This is a genomic window from Vibrio plantisponsor, from assembly GCF_013041605.1.
GTDB lineage: Bacteria > Pseudomonadota > Gammaproteobacteria > Enterobacterales > Vibrionaceae > Vibrio > Vibrio plantisponsor.
This window is the reverse complement of record NZ_JABEQC010000010.1, coordinates 166814-183587: the sequence shown is the minus strand read 5'-3', so window position 1 is coordinate 183587 and position 16774 is coordinate 166814. Positions and strand designations below refer to the sequence as shown.

Below are 16774 nucleotides of genomic sequence, written 5' to 3'. Positions count from 1 at the left end.
TGTCGGGTGCCAGAAACTATATGGTTCAAATAAGCATTGGAAAAAGAAGTACGGCTACCATAAACGTTCGCTCTCAGAGACGGCGATGTTCCGTGTGAAGAAACTGCTCGGTGGGACATTAAGCTTAAGAAATTACAATGCTCAGGGTGGTGAGACTTACGCCATGATAAAAGCGTTAAACAAGCTCACAGGGCTAGGTATGCCTGAAACGATGGTGATCGCCTAACAATTAGCCATGTTAGGGTCGTTATTAACTGAACGCGAATTAGGAAACAAAGCCGGTTTTCTCTATACAAAAAGAAACGCCCAGCAATGCTGGGCGTTTTGTTATGTTGACTAGAATACCCTTCTTTATCGGGTAATGATTTCCGGTCCCATGAGTAAGGTTGGTAGCCATGTCGATACGATTGGTACATAAGTAACGATGATTAAGAACAGGAACATGATCGCTACCCAAGGCATAGCGGCTTTCACCACATGCATCATGGACATCTTGGCGACCCCTGCGGTTACAAAGAGGTTGAGCCCGACAGGCGGCGTTATCATGCCTATCTCCATGTTCACCACCATCATGATACCTAAGTGAATAGGGTCAATTCCTAACTCAATTGCAATCGGGAAAACCAGCGGAGCAACGATGATTAGCAGGCCTGACGGTTCCATAAACTGCCCACCGATCAACAACAATACGTTCACTACGATTAGGAAGGTGATTGGTCCTAACCCAGCAGAAAGCATGGATTCAGTAATCATCTGTGGTACGCGTTCTTCCGTCAGAACATGTTTCAAGATCAGCGCGTTAGCGATGATAAATAGCAACATGATTGTCAGTTTACCCGCGTCATAAAGAGTATTTTGCGTATCTTTATGAACAAAAGACTCGAACACTTTGACGACGAAGTTCTTGGTATTATTTTTGTCAGCGAACGGCCCCATATCGCGATAAATAAAGTTTGCGATAAAGAACGAATAGACAGCTGCAACTGCCGCAGCTTCTGTTGGTGTAAATATACCACCGTAGATACCACCAAGAATGATCACCACCAGCAATAGACCCCAACTCGCATCTTTTGCTGCTGCCATCGCTTCTTTCCAGCCAACAAAAGGCTGTTTTGGTAAGTTTTTGATACGGGCAGCAATGTAGATAGCAATGATCAACATCAGACCAGCCAATAGTCCCGGTATTACCCCACCAAGGAACATACGGCCAACAGAAACGTTAGTCGCCGCTGAATACACAACCATTACGATTGAAGGCGGGATAAGAATCCCCAAGGTGCCCGCGTTACAAATCACACCCGCTGCAAACTCTTTGCTATAACCATTTTTCACCATACCGGCAATAACAATACTACCGATAGCCACAACCGTAGCTGGTGACGATCCAGAAAGCGCCGCAAACATCATACAAGCAACAACCGAAGCCACTGCTAGACCACCGCGGAACCAACCTACCATAGCGATAGCAAAACGAATAATACGTTTCGCCACACCGCCAGTAGACATAAAGCTGGAAGCCAAAATAAAGAATGGGATAGCTAAAAGGGTGTAGTGGCCTTCAAACGCATTGAATAGAGTTTGTGCAACCGAAGCAAGTGAAGCCTCCGAGTGCCACATTAAGAACAGAATACTCGACAGACCAAGCGATACAGCAATTGGAACGCCAATCAGCATGAAGCCAATTACAAGTATGAATAACAACAAAATAGCCATGGCTTACTGCTCCTTAGTCTTATTTTTGACGCCCATAACATCTTCCACGTCAGCCAATTCCGCTTTTAATGCATCAAGGTCTTCTTCGGCTTCATGACCCGCAATCATTCGGTCTAACTTTCCAGTTAGGATTTGATACGCGATTTGTAAAAAACGGAAAGTGAGCATAGCCATACCTACTGGTAATGCCATGTAAGGGATAAATCGAGGCAATTTCTCGTAACGCTCACCTTCGTTGAGCCAATCCGCTAGAAATTGCAGCATTTCCGGCATCGGAATATCGTCGGTTTCGTACCAAGCGCGTTCCGTCGCAAATGGGTACCAGTAATTCCACGAACCGATCAGCAGTAAAATTGAGAAAGCGAGACAGCAGCTAATAGCGATCAAAGCGTAAATTTTTCGGCCTGCAGGCGGTGCCATATTGATCAGCACATCAACACCGATGTGGAAGTGTTTCTTCACTCCATAGGAAGCTCCGACGAGCACCATCCATGCAAACATAAATACGGTGAGTTCTAACGCCCAGAGAATGTTGTCGTTAAACAGATAGCGCATCACTACGTTGGCAAAAGTGAGTAGCGTCATTGCACCTAAGAAGAAGGCGATCAATGTCTCTTCCGCTTTGTCAGTAAAACGACCGACTTTGGCAAAAAATGACTGTTCCATAAGATACTAAGCTCTTGTTGTAATCGTTGTTGTCATGTAATTGGTGTAAAAGCCCCTACCCGTAAAGAGCAGGGGCAAACTTCATTACTTCTGATTAGAAGCCAAAGCAGCATCAATCAAATCGCTACCGATATCTTTTTCAAACTTCTTCCAAACAGGTTTCAAAGCATCAACCCATTGTTGGCGTTGTTCTGGTGTTAGCTGACGAACAACACCACCCGCTTCAATGATGTATTGCTTGTTCTGTTCTTCTACTTTGTTCGATTCCGAGTTACGAGCAACCGTTACTTCGTTAAGAATGGTCGCTAGCTGATCACGGATGTCTGCTGGTAGACCGTCCCACCATTTAGAAGAAGTCACCACTAGGTAATCAAGGATGCCGTGGTTGGTTTCAGTAATACCATCTTGAACTTCGAAGAATTTCTGACCATAAGTGTTTGACCAAGTGTTCTCCTGACCATCAATAACTTTGGTTTGTAGGCCACCGTAAACTTCAGCAAATGACATTTTCTGAGGGTTAGCACCCAACTGTTCAAACTGAGCAACTAGCACGTCTGAAGCCTGAACACGGAACTTAAGACCTTTAGCATCTTCTGGAACAATAATTGGTTTGTTTGCAGAAATTTGCTTCATACCGTTGTGCCAGAATTCAAGACCTTTCACACCACGGCGAGTCATTGCATTCTTTAGCTGTTCACCAGATTCTGAGTTCTGGAAGCGGTCTACTGCGTCTACGTCTTCAAAAAGGAAAGGTAAGTCGAAAAGGCGGAACTTTTTGGTAAATTTTTCAAATTTAGACAGAGACGGAGCGGCTAACTGAACGTCGCCGTTCAACAATGCTTCTAACACTTTGTCATCATCGTAAAGCGTTGAGTTAGGGAAAACTTGCATACAAGCTTTGCCATTCATCTCTTCGTTAACGCGCTTTTCAAGTAATGACGCCGCAATGCCTTTAGGGTGTTTATCTGTGTTGGTTACATGGCTGAATTTAATCACCATTTCACCTGGGTCACAGTTCGCAGCAGCATTGAAGCTTGTAACAGCTAGGATAGAGGCAGTCAGTAGGGTAAGAGGCTTTAACATTATTATTCTCCTTGGTTTATATCATCAGCTAACTCATCAATGAGCGCTGCATGAGCTCTATAGAGCAAGGAGCAAGCCAAGTTGAAACAATTAATTAACATTCATTTAAAAACAATTAGTTACACTTAGTTTCTAAATGTCATCTTGATAAGACGGGTAATAAAGAATGTAGAAATGGGTGGAAAATGACACATTAAAAATTAACGTTTGTGTCATTTCCCGCCTATTGAAAGAGAAGCTGCGCAGCTGAGTTCGCCCCTAGTAACAGCGGTAAAGCTGCAAACTACAAAGCAGTAAAGCTACATTGAGGATTTCACTACCTTAACAAGGCGTTTTACTGCCTGTTCTGGTGTTTCATCTGGATCGTTAAAGAAGTTGGTGATCACATCAAACATTGCACTTTGAACATAGCTGGTGGTCGACATCCCATGAGCCATACTTGGCACTAAATCGCCTGTTTTCGCCGATGATTTAAACTCTTGCATTGAATCGAGTGCACACTGGTCGAAGTGAGACATATCCATATCGACTCGCACAGGTATCGAACCTTTGTTCAAGTTGAATACTTCCTGAAACTTAGGATTAAGTATCGTGGACGCTAATGCTTTTTGCGCTTCAAAATTCTCTTCATCATGAAGTTCGAAGAACGCAAAACTGTCGACGTTATAAGTGAATTTTCCGGCCGTCCCCAGAGCAGGTGCGCAGATATAATCTTTTCCGGGTATCTTACCAGCCGCAGAAAACTCTCCTTTTGCCCAGTCCCCCATGATCTGCATTCCTGCCTCGCCTTTAATAACCATCGAGGTCGCTTCAAGCCAGTTTCTACCGGGCGCATCATCAACATAGCTGAGGACTCGTTTAAACTGAGTAAAGGCCTCGACCATTTTGTCACTGCCTAGAATGTCCATATCCAGATCGACAAATGCTTTTATGTAGTCTTCTGAACCCAATACGTCTAAAGCTATAACTTCAAACAGCGTTGCATTCTGCCAAGGCTGACCACCGTGAGCCAAAGGAATCAAACCTATCGCTTTAATTTTATCTGCGGTCACAAAGAACTCGTCTAATGTGGTCGGCACACTCGCACCAGCTTTCTTCAGAACCTCAGCATTCGCCCAAAGCCAGTTGATTCGGTGAACATTCACGGGTACTGCGACATACTGGCCGTCATATTTCATCACATTACTGATGATGTTTGGGATAACGTTATCCCAATTCTCTTTGTCCGAAACTTGATTCAGGCTGGTTAAAAAACCGAGTCGAGCCCACTCCTGAATATCGAGCCCTTTGATGTTCGCCGCTGAAGGTGGATTCCCCGAGACAGCACGAGTCTTGAGAACTCTCATTGCACTTTCGCCACCACCGCCTTCCACACCGAAATCAATCCATGAATATCCTTGTTGCTCCAACATGGTTTTCAATACAGAAATAGCGTTGGCTTCACCACCGGCAGTCCACCAGTGAAGCACTTCTACCTCACCAGCAAGCGCCGGTGTAGCAGCAGAAAGCAGTGAAGCGGCAAGAAGAGTTTTGCTTATTTTCATTGGTTTTCCTTGAGAGTAAGGAATTTACACTTCGAGTGTTGGCGGGATAAACAGTTTAACGCGCAAACCACCACTCAACAGATTCTCTATTACCATATCGCCGCCATGTCCACGAAGAATGCTGCGACTGATCCCCAGACCAAGCCCATGCCCTTCATCATCGTTGGCAATGCGGAAGTAAGGTTCAAAAACGGTTTCCAGTTTATCTTTAGGGATACCCGGCCCACGGTCTTCAATGCAGATGGTGATCCAGTCTTCTGTCTCTTCAATGCTCACCCAAACTTCATAACCGTACTTAACGCCGTTGTTAATCAGATTGGTAAGTGCCCGCTTCATCGCTAACGGTTTTGCGACAATAGGTTCAATGGCAATTGGCTTAAAGTGGACAGTTTGAGTCGCTAGATTGTGCCCTTCTGCAATCGACAGAATCAGCTCGTTGAGATCGATAAAGTCGTTGTTTTCGTGCAAGTCGGTATCACGAACACACTGCAATGCGCCTTTAACCATCATCTCCAGTTCATCTAAATCACGGTTAAATTTCTCGCGCTTAACGTCATCTTCAAGCAGTTCAGCTCGTAATCTCAAACGGGTAATGGGCGTTTTCAAATCGTGTGAAATCGCGGAAAAGAGATTTTCCCTGTCCGATACATAGCGACGAATACGCTGTTGCATGAGGTTAAATGCGCGGGTAGCGGTAATTAACTCACTGGCACCTTCTTCATTCAAAGGTCGCTGTTCGATACCCATACTCATATCATTGGCAGCACGGGCTAAGTTTTTTAAAGGTCTAACTTGCCTGCGCATTAACAGGTAAGTAAGCACTAGCAAAATGGAAGTCGAAAAGAACAAATAGATAATCTGCTCTTTGCCTATGATGGTGTCATCCAAGGTGATGTATGGTGAAGGCAGCAAGGCTGCTATGTATATCCACTCTTTTTCATCCAGTTCAATCTGCACCACCATCACCGGAGGGTTGAGCGGTTCCAAAGTGAGCGTGTGATGAACCCATGACTTGGGTAAATCATTCATGAAAATGCTGTTCTTCAGTAAACGCAGTCTTTCAGGACGAGAGAAATCCACCAGCACCTGACCGACATTGTTCAGTTTGTCATTCAAGACCTCTTTCACCGCCTTCACCGATGCCTTTTTCAGGCTCGTTTCTTCTATCGGCTCAACGATTAAGCTTTCCTTGTTCAAGGAAACAAAGAAACGTGTACCGCCCATATTTCGGATTTGATCCAAAATAATATGACGATAACGAACAGGAAGAGACTGGAAAAACGTCACGGTCGAGGCGAACATACCCGCCATACTGGCTGATGCCGAATGAATACCTTCCAGTTCTTTGGCCTTTGATTGGCTATACCAGACTGAAGTAGCAATACCCTGAGCGATAACCACCGCCAGCAGCGTCAACATTAAAGTACGAGCCACTAGCGAGTTGGGCTTAAATCTTTTCCAAAAACGTGGAGCTGACATAGAGATTAATGCTCATATTGAACAGGAATGGCTAACTTATAACCATTACCACGCATGGTTTTGATGTAGTGAGGGAACTGCTCACTACTACCCAGACGCTGTCTTAAACGACTTAACTGAACATCGATACCGCGCTCATAAGGCAAGGCTTCACGCCCACGAGTTGCCATAGAGATGGTGTCTCTGTCGATCACTTCTTGTGGATTGGTCAAAAACAGCATCAGCAACGCGAAATCACTACCGGATAGGTCATGCTCTTCACTGGTGTGGGCATGAACAATACGATGAGACGTGGTATCCAAACGCCAATCACCAAACTCGATACGTTTCGGCAACACTTCTTCGCCTTTCTCTTCGTTGGCATTGAAACGTCTTAGCACAGCTTTGATGCGAGCCACCAGCTGTCTTGGACTAAACGGCTTCGCAATATAGTCGTCCGCACCGATTTCCAGACCGATAATTTGGTCGGTTTCATCCGATACCGCAGTCAACATAATGATAGGAACATTCGAATCACGGCGAATATGTTGGCAAATATCGAAACCGTCATCCCCCGGCAACATCACGTCCAGCAAGATAAGATCAGGATAGCCTTTGTCATCTAAGTAAGCCTGAAGTTCTACACCATCACCGACTGCGGCGACATTGAATCCGGACTTACTGAGATACTCATCCAGCAGCTCACATATTTCTTTATCATCATCAACGACGAGGATGCGAGTATCTTCCAGCATGTTTCTTCCATATTCCGTATGTAACAAATAGTGAATAGATTTTATATCCGTAGCGCTTTCTTGATTACGCTTATTTCACTAAAACTTGAATTCATCATGGATAAAGATCACATTATTCAGTCAAATTATTGTAAACGTTCTCATGAAGAGCAGCTGATCTCCAAAGTTTTGCCCCATTCTGGCGGTAACTTAGCGTAATGTTCGTTGTGTGGTTGCTCATCAAATGGCTTTTTCAATAGTTCGGCTAGGCGCTCTAACTCTGAAAAATCGCCTTCTTCGGCTCTATCTATCGCGATCTGCGCCAAATAGTTCCTTAAAATGTATTTGGGATTTACCTGACGCATTTTCTCACAGCGTTGTGCCGTGCTCACAGGTTCACTTTCACTATTTAACTCGCGCTCACAGCGAGCGAGATACGAGTCCAGCCACTTAGTGGCTTGCTCGCGATCGAGAAACAGGTCAATCACCTCTTGTGGCTTCGCTTTATCCAACATAGAAATCTGGCGGAAGAATCGGGTGTAGTCGACCTTATTTGCAGCCAAAAGCTCAAACATAGTGTCAAAAATGGCGCCATCTTCAGGTAAACGCGTTAACAGGCCAAGTTTTTTACGCATCATTTCGCTAAAGTAACCATTGAGCTGAACTTCGTATTGGTTCAACGCCTGTTCAAGATCTTCTCTCTCAATTAACGCCGATAAAGAATGTGCCAGTGCCGATAAATTCCATAACGCAATTCTCGGTTGCTGATCAAAGGCATAGCGCCCCTGATAGTCCGAATGGTTGCAGATAAATTCAGGCTGATAATCATCTAAAAAGCCAAAAGGACCATAATCAAAAGTCTGCCCAAGAATAGACATATTGTCGGTATTCATTACCCCATGCGCAAAACCCACGGCTTGCCACTGCGCAATCATCAATGCTGTTTTATCCACGATTTGATTGAACATCATGGCGTACGGATTTTCTTGTCCGGCGCATTCAGGGAAATACCACTCAATCACTTTGTCAGCGAGGAGTTTTTGCTGATCTAACTGATTGGTATAAAAGAAATGCTCGAAATGGCCGAAACGAACATGAGTGTCAGCCATACGAATCAACAACGCACCGTACTCTTGTTTTTCACGATAAACCGGTGTGTCACTGGTCATTAAACCTAACGCTCTGGTAGTGGCAATTCCCAGCCCAGCCATCGCTTCACTGCACAAATATTCGCGCACCGACGAACGCAATACAGCACGCCCATCGCCCATTCGCGAATAAGGTGTTAAGCCCGCACCTTTAATATGAATATCCGTAACTTGACCGCTTTTCGACGCAATTTCTGCCAATAATAACCCACGTCCATCACCCAAATCAGGGTTGTAAACGCCAAACTGGTGACCAGCATACTTCATCGCCAGCGGAGCAAACTGCTCCGGCACTGCCTGCCCTGAAAAAGCCTGTAAGAGTTCGTCATTCGGTTTGTCAGGAAAACCATAGTGCTTGGCTAGATCGCTGTTCCAAGTCACCCAACGAGTATTACGCAATGGCTGAGGGTCAATAGGTGTGTAAAAAGCTTTAGGTAACTCGCTAAAACGAGTCGTCAATGTGACGGTATCCCAGAACGACATAACATTTCTCACAAGGATCGATTGCGCTGATTTATTTGTTCGAACGTTAGCAAATACCTGAGTTAAATACTAGGTTATATAAAACAGAGATAAAAAAGCCCCAACTTTGTTTGGGGCTCTTAGTGTCACTTGCTGATTAACGGTTAAATCAGAGCGAATACGCTTACTACCGCAACTAAGGAAAACACTAGCGTGCGACCAATAACGCCTAAAAGAGTTGGTTGAATCATTTCTACATGCATAATGCTCTCCTCGATAAATATGACAATGTAATGACAATATGATGAAAATTTCGCTAATGAGCAATAACTAGACAGATTAAATTTTTGTTACAACGTAAGTGACACATTGAAATGAGTTTCTAGAAGTAGCGACCTGAACCTAGCAACATAGACAGAGAAACCTTACCTATCGGCAAAGCCTTTACCGCATTAGCCCTTGTATTGAAGCTTTAAATTGTCCAGTATGAAAAAAGGACAGCAATAGAAGGATAAGGATGAATGAGAAATCCAACGCCGCGCCTAACGCTGCGCGTGATTGAAAAAAGCGACTATCCAGAATTAGCAGAGCTAATGGATTTAGTTTTTCATGACGTGGGCGGAGCTTGGCCACGCATGACAATTATGGATTTGATTCACCAGTTTCCGGATGGACAAATTTGTATCGAAGACGACGGTAAAATCATTGGCGCCGCTCTCACAATCAAAGTCGATTACAACCGCTTCTCTCTCCCCCATGTCTATACAGACATAGTCAACGAAAATAATGTTATTCAACACAAAGCCAACGGTGATGCGCTCTACGGATTAGATGTGTTTGTGCATCCTGATTATCGTGGTCTGCGTTTGGGACGACGCCTATATGCGGCTCGCAAAGAGCTTTGTCGTAGTACCAATTTGAAAGCCATTCTCGCTGGCGGAAGAATTCCCGGATACGGCGCTTACGCCAACACCATGCCAGTTACCGAGTACATAGAGAAAATCAAACGCCGCGAAATCCACGACCCGATTCTCTCTTTCCAGCTTTCTAATGATTTTGATGTTAAACGTATCATGCGTCATTACCTGCCAGAAGATGACAGCTCACGCGGTTACGCCACCTTATTGGAATGGGACAACTTCTTTTATGAAGATGACATTATCTCGATTCACGACATTGAAAAAACGCTGGTCAGAATTGGTATTGTTCAGTGGCAAATGCGCGCTGTGACCAGTGTGGAAGACTTAATGGATCAAGCGGAATTCTTTGTTGATTCTCTTTCCAACTACAAAGCAGATTTCGCCCTCTTCCCTGAATTTTTCAATGCGCCCTTAATGGGACTGAAAAACGATCAAAATACGGTAGAGGCGATTCGCTTTCTTGCGTCATTCAGTGAAGAAATCAAACTCCGTTTCTCTGAATTAGCGGTGACTTACAACATCAATATCATTGCCGGTAGTATGCCTGTGCTGGAAGACGGGATTCTCTACAACGTGGCCTATTTGCTTCATCGCGACGGAACCATTGATGAGCAGAGTAAAATCCACATCACTCCGCATGAAAAGCGAGATTGGGTTATCGACGGTGGTGACAAAGTACAGGTGTTTGAAACTGACGCAGGACGTGTCGGCATTCTGATTTGTTATGACAGCGAATTTCCTGAGCTGGGCAGAATGATGGCAGAACAGGATGTGCAAATTATCTTTGTTCCTTTCTGGACTGATACTAAAAACGGCTATCAACGGGTTCGCCTGTGCTCACAAGCTAGGGCTATTGAGAATGAGTGCTATGTTGCCATTGGCGGCAGTGTCGGTAACTTGCCGCGCGTAGATAACGTCGATATTCAGTACGCACAATCGGCAGTGTTTTCTCCATCCGATGTCTATTTTCCGCACGATGCGACAATCACTGAGGCCAGCCCAAATACTGAGATGATAATCTTCGCTGATGTCGATTTAGACAAACTAAAACAGCTCAATACCGAAGGCTCGGTGACTAATCTTCGTCATCGCAGAATGGATCTCTACGGCGGATTCACACAGCCCAAATCCTAGGCAGTGAACGCAACTAATAAGAAAGTAAAAACGCACAGTGGTTACTGTGCGTTTTTGTTTGAATCTCACTTTAATCCTAATTTTTCTGCGAACCACATCAAACAAATATTGATCGGCATACGTTCAACGCTTATTGTTGTTCTCCTACTTTCAAGATATGGAAATCTCTATGAATACCGCGCTGTTAGGAATGTTTATTCCTACTTTTTTCTTCGTTTCTATCACCCCGGGTATGTGCATGACACTTGCGCTCACTTTGGGTATGACCATCGGCTACAAACGTACGCTTTGGATGATGGCCGGAGAATTGGTAGGGGTCGCTGTCGTAGCGGTTTCCGCAGTTGTGGGTATTGCAGCTATCATGCTTACCTATCCTTGGCTATTCACTATCTTCAAGTTGATTGGTGCTTGTTACCTTTTTTACCTCGGCGTGCAAATGTGGCTATCACGAGGCAAACTCGCATTAAATGTTGACAGTGAACAAGCATACAAAGGCAGCAACTGGGAGTTGACCGCTCAAGGTTTTATTACCGCTATTGCTAACCCTAAGGGTTGGGCTTTTATGATCTCTTTGCTGCCTCCTTTTATCGACCAATCCATCAGTCTGACGCCGCAACTTATTTTTCTGGTATCCATTATTCTTGTGTCCGAGTTCGTCTGTATGACGCTTTACGCAACTGGTGGTAAAGGTTTGAAACGCGCACTTGGAAAAACTCAAAACGTGAAGCTAATGAACCGTATTTCGGGAACGTTGATGATGGGTGTCGGTATATGGCTATTTTTGAGTTAGGTCGTTTAAATACGGGAGTCAGAAAACTTTCTAAATCGCGAGCGGTGATCGTGTTTTTCTTCCTGCTGCCACCGCTTTTCTGGGCGGGCAATTTTATTGTCGGTCGTGCGGTTCGCGATGAAATTCCGCCAGTAACCCTTTCTTTCAGCCGTTGGGTTCTGGCAAGCATCTTATTGCTGCCTTTTTCGTATAAGTACATTTTTAAGGAATGGAGGCTCTATATTGAGCAGTGGCGTTTAACGCTGGTCACCTCGATTACAGGCTTTGCCGCGTTTAACTCTTTTATCTATCTTGGTTTGCAATCGACACCGGCAACCAACGGCACTTTACTGAACGCCTTTATTCCTATTCTGATCAGCATCTTTGGCGCTCTGTTTTTTGGCCTCGCGATCACTTGGCGGCTCTGTCTGGGGATTACTCTTTCCCTATGCGGCATACTGACCATCGTTAGTGCTGGCGACTGGAACAACCTTCTCGCACTCAACATCAACCATGGTGATTTTATTATTTTCTTAGCCATGGTTTGTTGGGCGATATACACCATCGGCCTTAAACAATTGCCCCCGAGTATCAATCGACTCGGTTTAATGTCAGTGCAAATGATATTAGCGATACTGGCTCTGCTGCCGTTTTATTTATGGGAGGTGTATTCAGGCCAATATCCGATTTGGAATGCCCACTCCATTATGAGTTTGCTTTATATCGGGATTTTCCCTTCTATAGGTGCCTTCTTGCTTTATATGCAATGCGTGAAACTGCTTGGCCCTGCAAAAGCCAGCCTTTCCGTTCACTTGATTCCTGTGTTTGGCGCTATGCTCTCAGCCCTCTTTCTTGGTGAATATGTGCAGCTGTACCATCTTTGGGGAATAATATTGATTTTCCTTGGGGTTATTCTTAGCTAGAAAAAGAGCCAGCGAATCACTCCGCTGGCTCTTTATTACACAACAATAATGAACTTAAGAAGCGTGATAAGTATCTTCGCTTAGTTCACCTTCACTCTTGGCTACCAGTACAGCAACCATCATGTCACCGCAGATATTGATTGTCGTACGCGCCATATCAAGAATACGGTCAATACCTGCAACAATCGCTAAACCTTCAATTGGCAGGCCAACAGTGCTCAAAACTAGAGACAGCATTATGAGGCCAGCACCTGGAACACCTGCGGTACCAATAGAAGCTAAAGTCGCCGTCAGGATAATGGTCAAGTAGTCTGATGTTTCAAGATCAATGCCAAACGCTTGTGCAATAAACAGAGCACAAACGCCTTGGTACAAAGCAGTACCATCCATATTGATAGTTGCACCCAAAGGAAGCACGAAGCTTGATACGCCTTCAGAAACACCCAATTCTTCACGAGATGCTTTGATAGTGGCTGGTAAAGTACCTGAACTACTAGAAGTGGTAAACGCAACGGCTGCTGGATTAGTAATACCGCGCAAGTAGTTGATAGGATTTAAGCGGCCTAAAATACTCAGTAAACCAGAGTAAAAAACGAGAATGTGAATTAACGCGCCAATGTATACCGCCGCAATCACTTTAATCAAAGGCAGAAGTACATCTAAGCCATATGTGCCTGCAACCCAAGCCATCAGGCCAAAAATACCGTAAGGAGCAAGTGTCATCACAATTTCAGTAAGCTTATACATAGCTTCAGCTAGGCTTTCAAAAATTTTAACTGCGGGCTCGCCTTTTTCTCCAACTAAAACTAAAGAAACACCCAGACCAACAGCGAATACAATAATTTGCAAAATATTACCTGCCGCCATTGCGTTCACGGGGTTTTGCGGAATCATCGCCAATAGCGTCTGAACAAGTTCTGGAGCCGCTTTGCCACTGTCTTCGAGGTTCTTCGCAACCATATTTAGACCAGCACCCGGTTCCAATATTGAGGAAAGCCCCATACCGATTGCAATAGCCACTGCCGTTGTGCCCATATAAAGAACGATAGCTTTTACACCAATACGTCCCATCTTACGAGTGTCCTTCATTGAGGTGATGCCAACAATAAGTGAGCAAAAGACCAGAGGGACAATCAACATTTTAATCGCGTTGATAAAAAGTGTCCCAATAGGTTTCAATATGGCAGCGCTAGGTCCCATAATGGTACCGACCACGAGACCTGCAACCATACCTATCAATATTTTTTTCCACAGTGCTAGACCAGACCAAAACCCTTTGGGTTGCGATTGTACTTGCGTATTCATCTCATTCCTTGTTTCTTAAAAGTGCTAGTGAAAATAAAAAAATCAAAGGCCGGATTACACAACAAAAGAGAAGTGAGGTAAATAGGTATAAATAACCAAACTCAACGTCATTTTTAGAATGAATGATTACTTAACGAGAACTTGATTTCAGAAAACTACTAATCCTCACTAAACACTCTAATCGCAAAAATAATTTACCAATAAATTTCAAAGAGTTAAATTCAAACACTGAGACTAACGACAAGGTAAGATGACTCAATAAGAACCTTCACGGAATTGATGACGCTTAATAAATAACAAGTCTGACCTCTTATAACATTTAGGCTTGTGACTCATTACAAACATCCATAGATTCGACTCTCTCCATGAACAACGAAATACAATTGATACTATTCATTGATATTTAAGAAGTTACAACCAACACTTTCGATTGAACACGTTTCAGCACCCACAAACAGTGAAAAACACTAAAGAACAGCTCACTTGGTTTAGTCATCATCGCAATTGAAAACATCCCCCCCAAATTTATACGTAAAATATCTCACGCATTTAAAACAAAGGAGTTCGGTTTCAGTTATAGAGGAAAAGGTAGCACTATAAATATGGTCACTAAGAATAAGACAGATTTAAAAAATCCGTAACTAGCCATAGTCCATTGACACTGAAGGGAAAGAGAGATGAGATATAGACAAATAAAAAACCCCGGCAGAGTTAACATACCGAGGTCTAAAATAATGGCACGCCCTACAGGATTCGAACCTGTGACCACCTGCTTAGAAGGCAGGTGCTCTATCCAGCTGAGCTAAGGGCGCGCTACAGGGAAAGGATTATACGAGTTAAAGATGGTAAATCAACGGCTTTATCTTAGTTTCTGATTTAAATGCCTAAAAATTTACCACTCGACGGACAAGCGCCGAAAAATACAACAAAGCAAACGTTTGCTTATAGATGTTCATCAAAATTTCTGCGACAATGCGCGCAAAAATTTTCGCTATAAATGTGAAGGAAAGTCATGACTGCTCAAAATATTGATGGAACACTTATTTCTAAAACCGTGCGTTCTGAAGTTGCAGCACGAGTAAAAGCTAGAACAGAAGCTGGATTACGTGCTCCGGGACTAGCAGTAGTGCTTGTGGGTGAAGACCCTGCATCACAAGTTTATGTTGGCAGTAAGCGACGCGCTTGTGAGGAAGTGGGCTTTGTTTCTAAGTCTTACGACTTACCAGCAACGGCTTCAGAAACAGAACTATTGGATTTGGTTGACCAACTTAACCAAGACCCAGAAATCGATGGCATTCTTGTTCAGCTTCCTCTGCCCGCTGGTATCGATTCAACTCACGTACTAGAGCGTATTCACCCAGAAAAAGACGTGGATGGTTTCCACCCATACAACGTTGGACGTTTGGCTCAACGCATTCCAAAACTGCGTTCATGTACACCAAAAGGTATCATCACCCTTTTAGACCGTTACAATATCCCTATGCGCGGTAAACACGCCGTTGTTGTTGGTGCATCAAACATTGTTGGTCGTCCAATGACACTGGAGCTGTTACTTGCTGGTTGTACAACAACGACCTGTCACCGATTCACCAAAGATCTTGAAGGTCATGTTCGCCAAGCGGATATCTTAGTTGTCGCAGTAGGTAAGCCAAACTTCATTCCGGGTGCTTGGATCAAAGAAGGTGCAGTAGTGGTCGATGTCGGTATCAACCGCCTAGAGAGTGGCAAACTGGTGGGTGACGTTGAGTATGACGTGGCTCGCAGCAATGCAAGCTTTATTACACCAGTACCGGGTGGTGTAGGCCCAATGACGGTAGCAAGTTTGATTGAGAATACTATGATTGCGTGCGAACAGTTTCACACCAAGAAATAAGTAACCAAATAGATACGAAAAAGGGCTCTAAGAGCCCTTTTCTATTTTTACTGCATGTCGCTTAAGACTAATACACGATTCTATCCGCCAAATGGCTGACTGCTAACGCAAAGTAGTATGAACGGTTCCATTTCATCAGCACGTTGTAGTTGTTGTAAACCAGATACGTACGACCATCTTCGTCATCAGGCATAATCAGCCACGCTTTAATATCATCGCTGAGGGCTGGAAGTGGTTTGCCGTCATAGCGAGTAATACCCAGCTCGTTCCACTCGCGTAAGTATTTGCCTTTCTCTGGCTGACGTCCTTCGAGGTTTTTATCTAAACCATGAGGCACTTTGACTTGGCGACCCCAAGTGTATTTATCATCCCAACCAGACTGACTTAAATAGTTCGCCGTTGAAGCAAACACATCCGACTTACTGCCCCAAATATCTTTCTTGCCATCACTGTTACCATCGGCAGCAAAGGCTAAGAATGAACTTGGCATAAACTGACATTGCCCCATCGCGCCAGCCCAAGAGCCTTTCATCGCATCAGGTTTAATGTGACCTTGCTGAAGAATTTGCAGCGCAGCCATGGTCTCTTTTCGGAAGAACTCTTCGCGTCGGCCTTCGTAGGCCATAGTTGATAAAGCATCAATAACGCTAAAGCGCCCCATATTGGCACCGAAATTACTTTCCACACCCCACAAGGCAACAATGAAACGAGGCTGAACACCGTATTGTTCGCCAATGCGGCTCAACTCTTTGTAATGTTTTTCATACAAGGCACGAGCTTGTTTTACTTTCCAATCCGGTACGGCACTTGGAATATATTCATCCAGCGTTTTCTTTTTCTCTGGCTGATTACGGTCAGCAACAACTGCACGAGGCTTGTATTCTACGTTGGTAAAAGCAGACTGAAGAATCTGCTCTGAAATACCTTCTTCGCGGGCTTGTTGTTTCAGTCCTTCAACATACTGTTCGAAACTCAATTCGTTCGACAATACGGGCGCAGAAAGACTTAACCCCAAAACCACTGATAATAATTTTCTCAACCT

General features: G+C 44.2%; 13 protein-coding genes, 1 tRNA gene and 1 pseudogene. 5 read left to right on the top strand and 10 right to left on the bottom strand.

The window, feature by feature from the left end:
• Positions 1–226 (top strand): annotated as a pseudogene (locus HKI82_RS15315) (IS5/IS1182 family transposase); the annotation flags it as partial.
• A 125-nt stretch (positions 227–351) separates the two neighbouring features.
• Here the strand turns inward: HKI82_RS15315 and HKI82_RS15310 are convergent.
• The 7 genes from HKI82_RS15310 to HKI82_RS15280 form a co-directional block, all read right to left on the bottom strand.
• Positions 352–1713 (bottom strand): TRAP transporter large permease, encoded by a 1362-nt coding sequence (locus HKI82_RS15310; RefSeq protein WP_171138451.1) that lies wholly within the window; start codon positions 1711–1713, stop codon positions 352–354.
• A gap of 3 nt (positions 1714–1716) precedes the next feature.
• On the bottom strand, positions 1717–2379 hold the full coding sequence (locus tag HKI82_RS15305; RefSeq protein ID WP_102940060.1) for a TRAP transporter small permease: 663 nt from the start codon (positions 2377–2379) through the stop codon (positions 1717–1719).
• A gap of 84 nt (positions 2380–2463) precedes the next feature.
• A complete protein-coding gene (locus HKI82_RS15300) occupies positions 2464–3462 on the bottom strand; it encodes a TRAP transporter substrate-binding protein (protein WP_102940061.1) in 999 nt (332 codons plus the stop codon).
• 299 nt (positions 3463–3761) lie between these two features.
• Positions 3762–5006 (bottom strand): ABC transporter substrate-binding protein, encoded by a 1245-nt coding sequence (locus HKI82_RS15295; RefSeq protein WP_102940062.1) that lies wholly within the window; start codon positions 5004–5006, stop codon positions 3762–3764.
• Positions 5007–5030: 24 nt separating this feature from the next.
• Entirely contained in the window at positions 5031–6485 is a 1455-nt protein-coding gene (locus HKI82_RS15290; RefSeq protein ID WP_102940063.1) for an ATP-binding protein, read from the bottom strand.
• 5 nt (positions 6486–6490) lie between these two features.
• Positions 6491–7219 (bottom strand): response regulator, encoded by a 729-nt coding sequence (locus HKI82_RS15285; RefSeq protein WP_102940064.1) that lies wholly within the window; start codon positions 7217–7219, stop codon positions 6491–6493.
• Between the two features lie 140 nt (positions 7220–7359).
• A complete protein-coding gene (locus tag HKI82_RS15280) occupies positions 7360–8829 on the bottom strand; it encodes a protein adenylyltransferase SelO (protein ID WP_171138450.1) in 1470 nt (489 codons plus the stop codon).
• A 500-nt stretch (positions 8830–9329) separates the two neighbouring features.
• Here HKI82_RS15280 and HKI82_RS15275 point away from each other — a divergent pair, with 500 nt between their 5' ends.
• From HKI82_RS15275 to HKI82_RS15265, 3 genes are all read left to right on the top strand, one after another.
• Positions 9330–10862: a bifunctional GNAT family N-acetyltransferase/carbon-nitrogen hydrolase family protein gene (locus tag HKI82_RS15275; RefSeq protein ID WP_102940066.1), complete on the top strand. Its 1533-nt coding sequence runs from the start codon at positions 9330–9332 to the stop codon at positions 10860–10862.
• Positions 10863–11031: 169 nt separating this feature from the next.
• Positions 11032–11652, top strand: coding sequence for a LysE family translocator (locus HKI82_RS15270; protein WP_102962712.1), 621 nt, complete (start codon positions 11032–11034; stop codon positions 11650–11652).
• The gene (locus HKI82_RS15265) at positions 11634–12554 is read left to right on the top strand and encodes a DMT family transporter (protein ID WP_102940068.1); all 921 of its coding nucleotides are present in this window, start codon (positions 11634–11636) and stop codon (positions 12552–12554) included. Before HKI82_RS15270 ends, HKI82_RS15265 begins: the two co-directional genes overlap by 19 nt.
• Before the next feature lie 54 nt (positions 12555–12608).
• Here HKI82_RS15265 and HKI82_RS15260 read toward each other — a convergent pair whose 3' ends face one another.
• Both HKI82_RS15260 and HKI82_RS15255 read right to left on the bottom strand, forming a co-directional pair.
• Entirely contained in the window at positions 12609–13859 is a 1251-nt protein-coding gene (locus HKI82_RS15260; protein WP_102940069.1) for a dicarboxylate/amino acid:cation symporter, read from the bottom strand.
• A 735-nt stretch (positions 13860–14594) separates the two neighbouring features.
• Positions 14595–14671 (bottom strand) — tRNA-Arg (locus tag HKI82_RS15255).
• A 200-nt stretch (positions 14672–14871) separates the two neighbouring features.
• Between HKI82_RS15255 and folD the strand changes: the two genes are divergently transcribed.
• Positions 14872–15732, top strand: a complete 861-nt coding sequence (gene folD / locus HKI82_RS15250) for a bifunctional methylenetetrahydrofolate dehydrogenase/methenyltetrahydrofolate cyclohydrolase FolD (RefSeq protein ID WP_102940070.1) — start codon at positions 14872–14874, stop codon at positions 15730–15732.
• 67 nt (positions 15733–15799) lie between these two features.
• Here folD and HKI82_RS15245 read toward each other — a convergent pair whose 3' ends face one another.
• Positions 15800–16771 carry a lytic murein transglycosylase gene (locus HKI82_RS15245; RefSeq protein WP_042486063.1) on the bottom strand — a complete coding sequence of 324 codons (972 nt, stop codon included), beginning with the start codon at positions 16769–16771 and terminating at the stop codon, positions 15800–15802.
• Positions 16772–16774 lie beyond the last annotated feature (3 nt).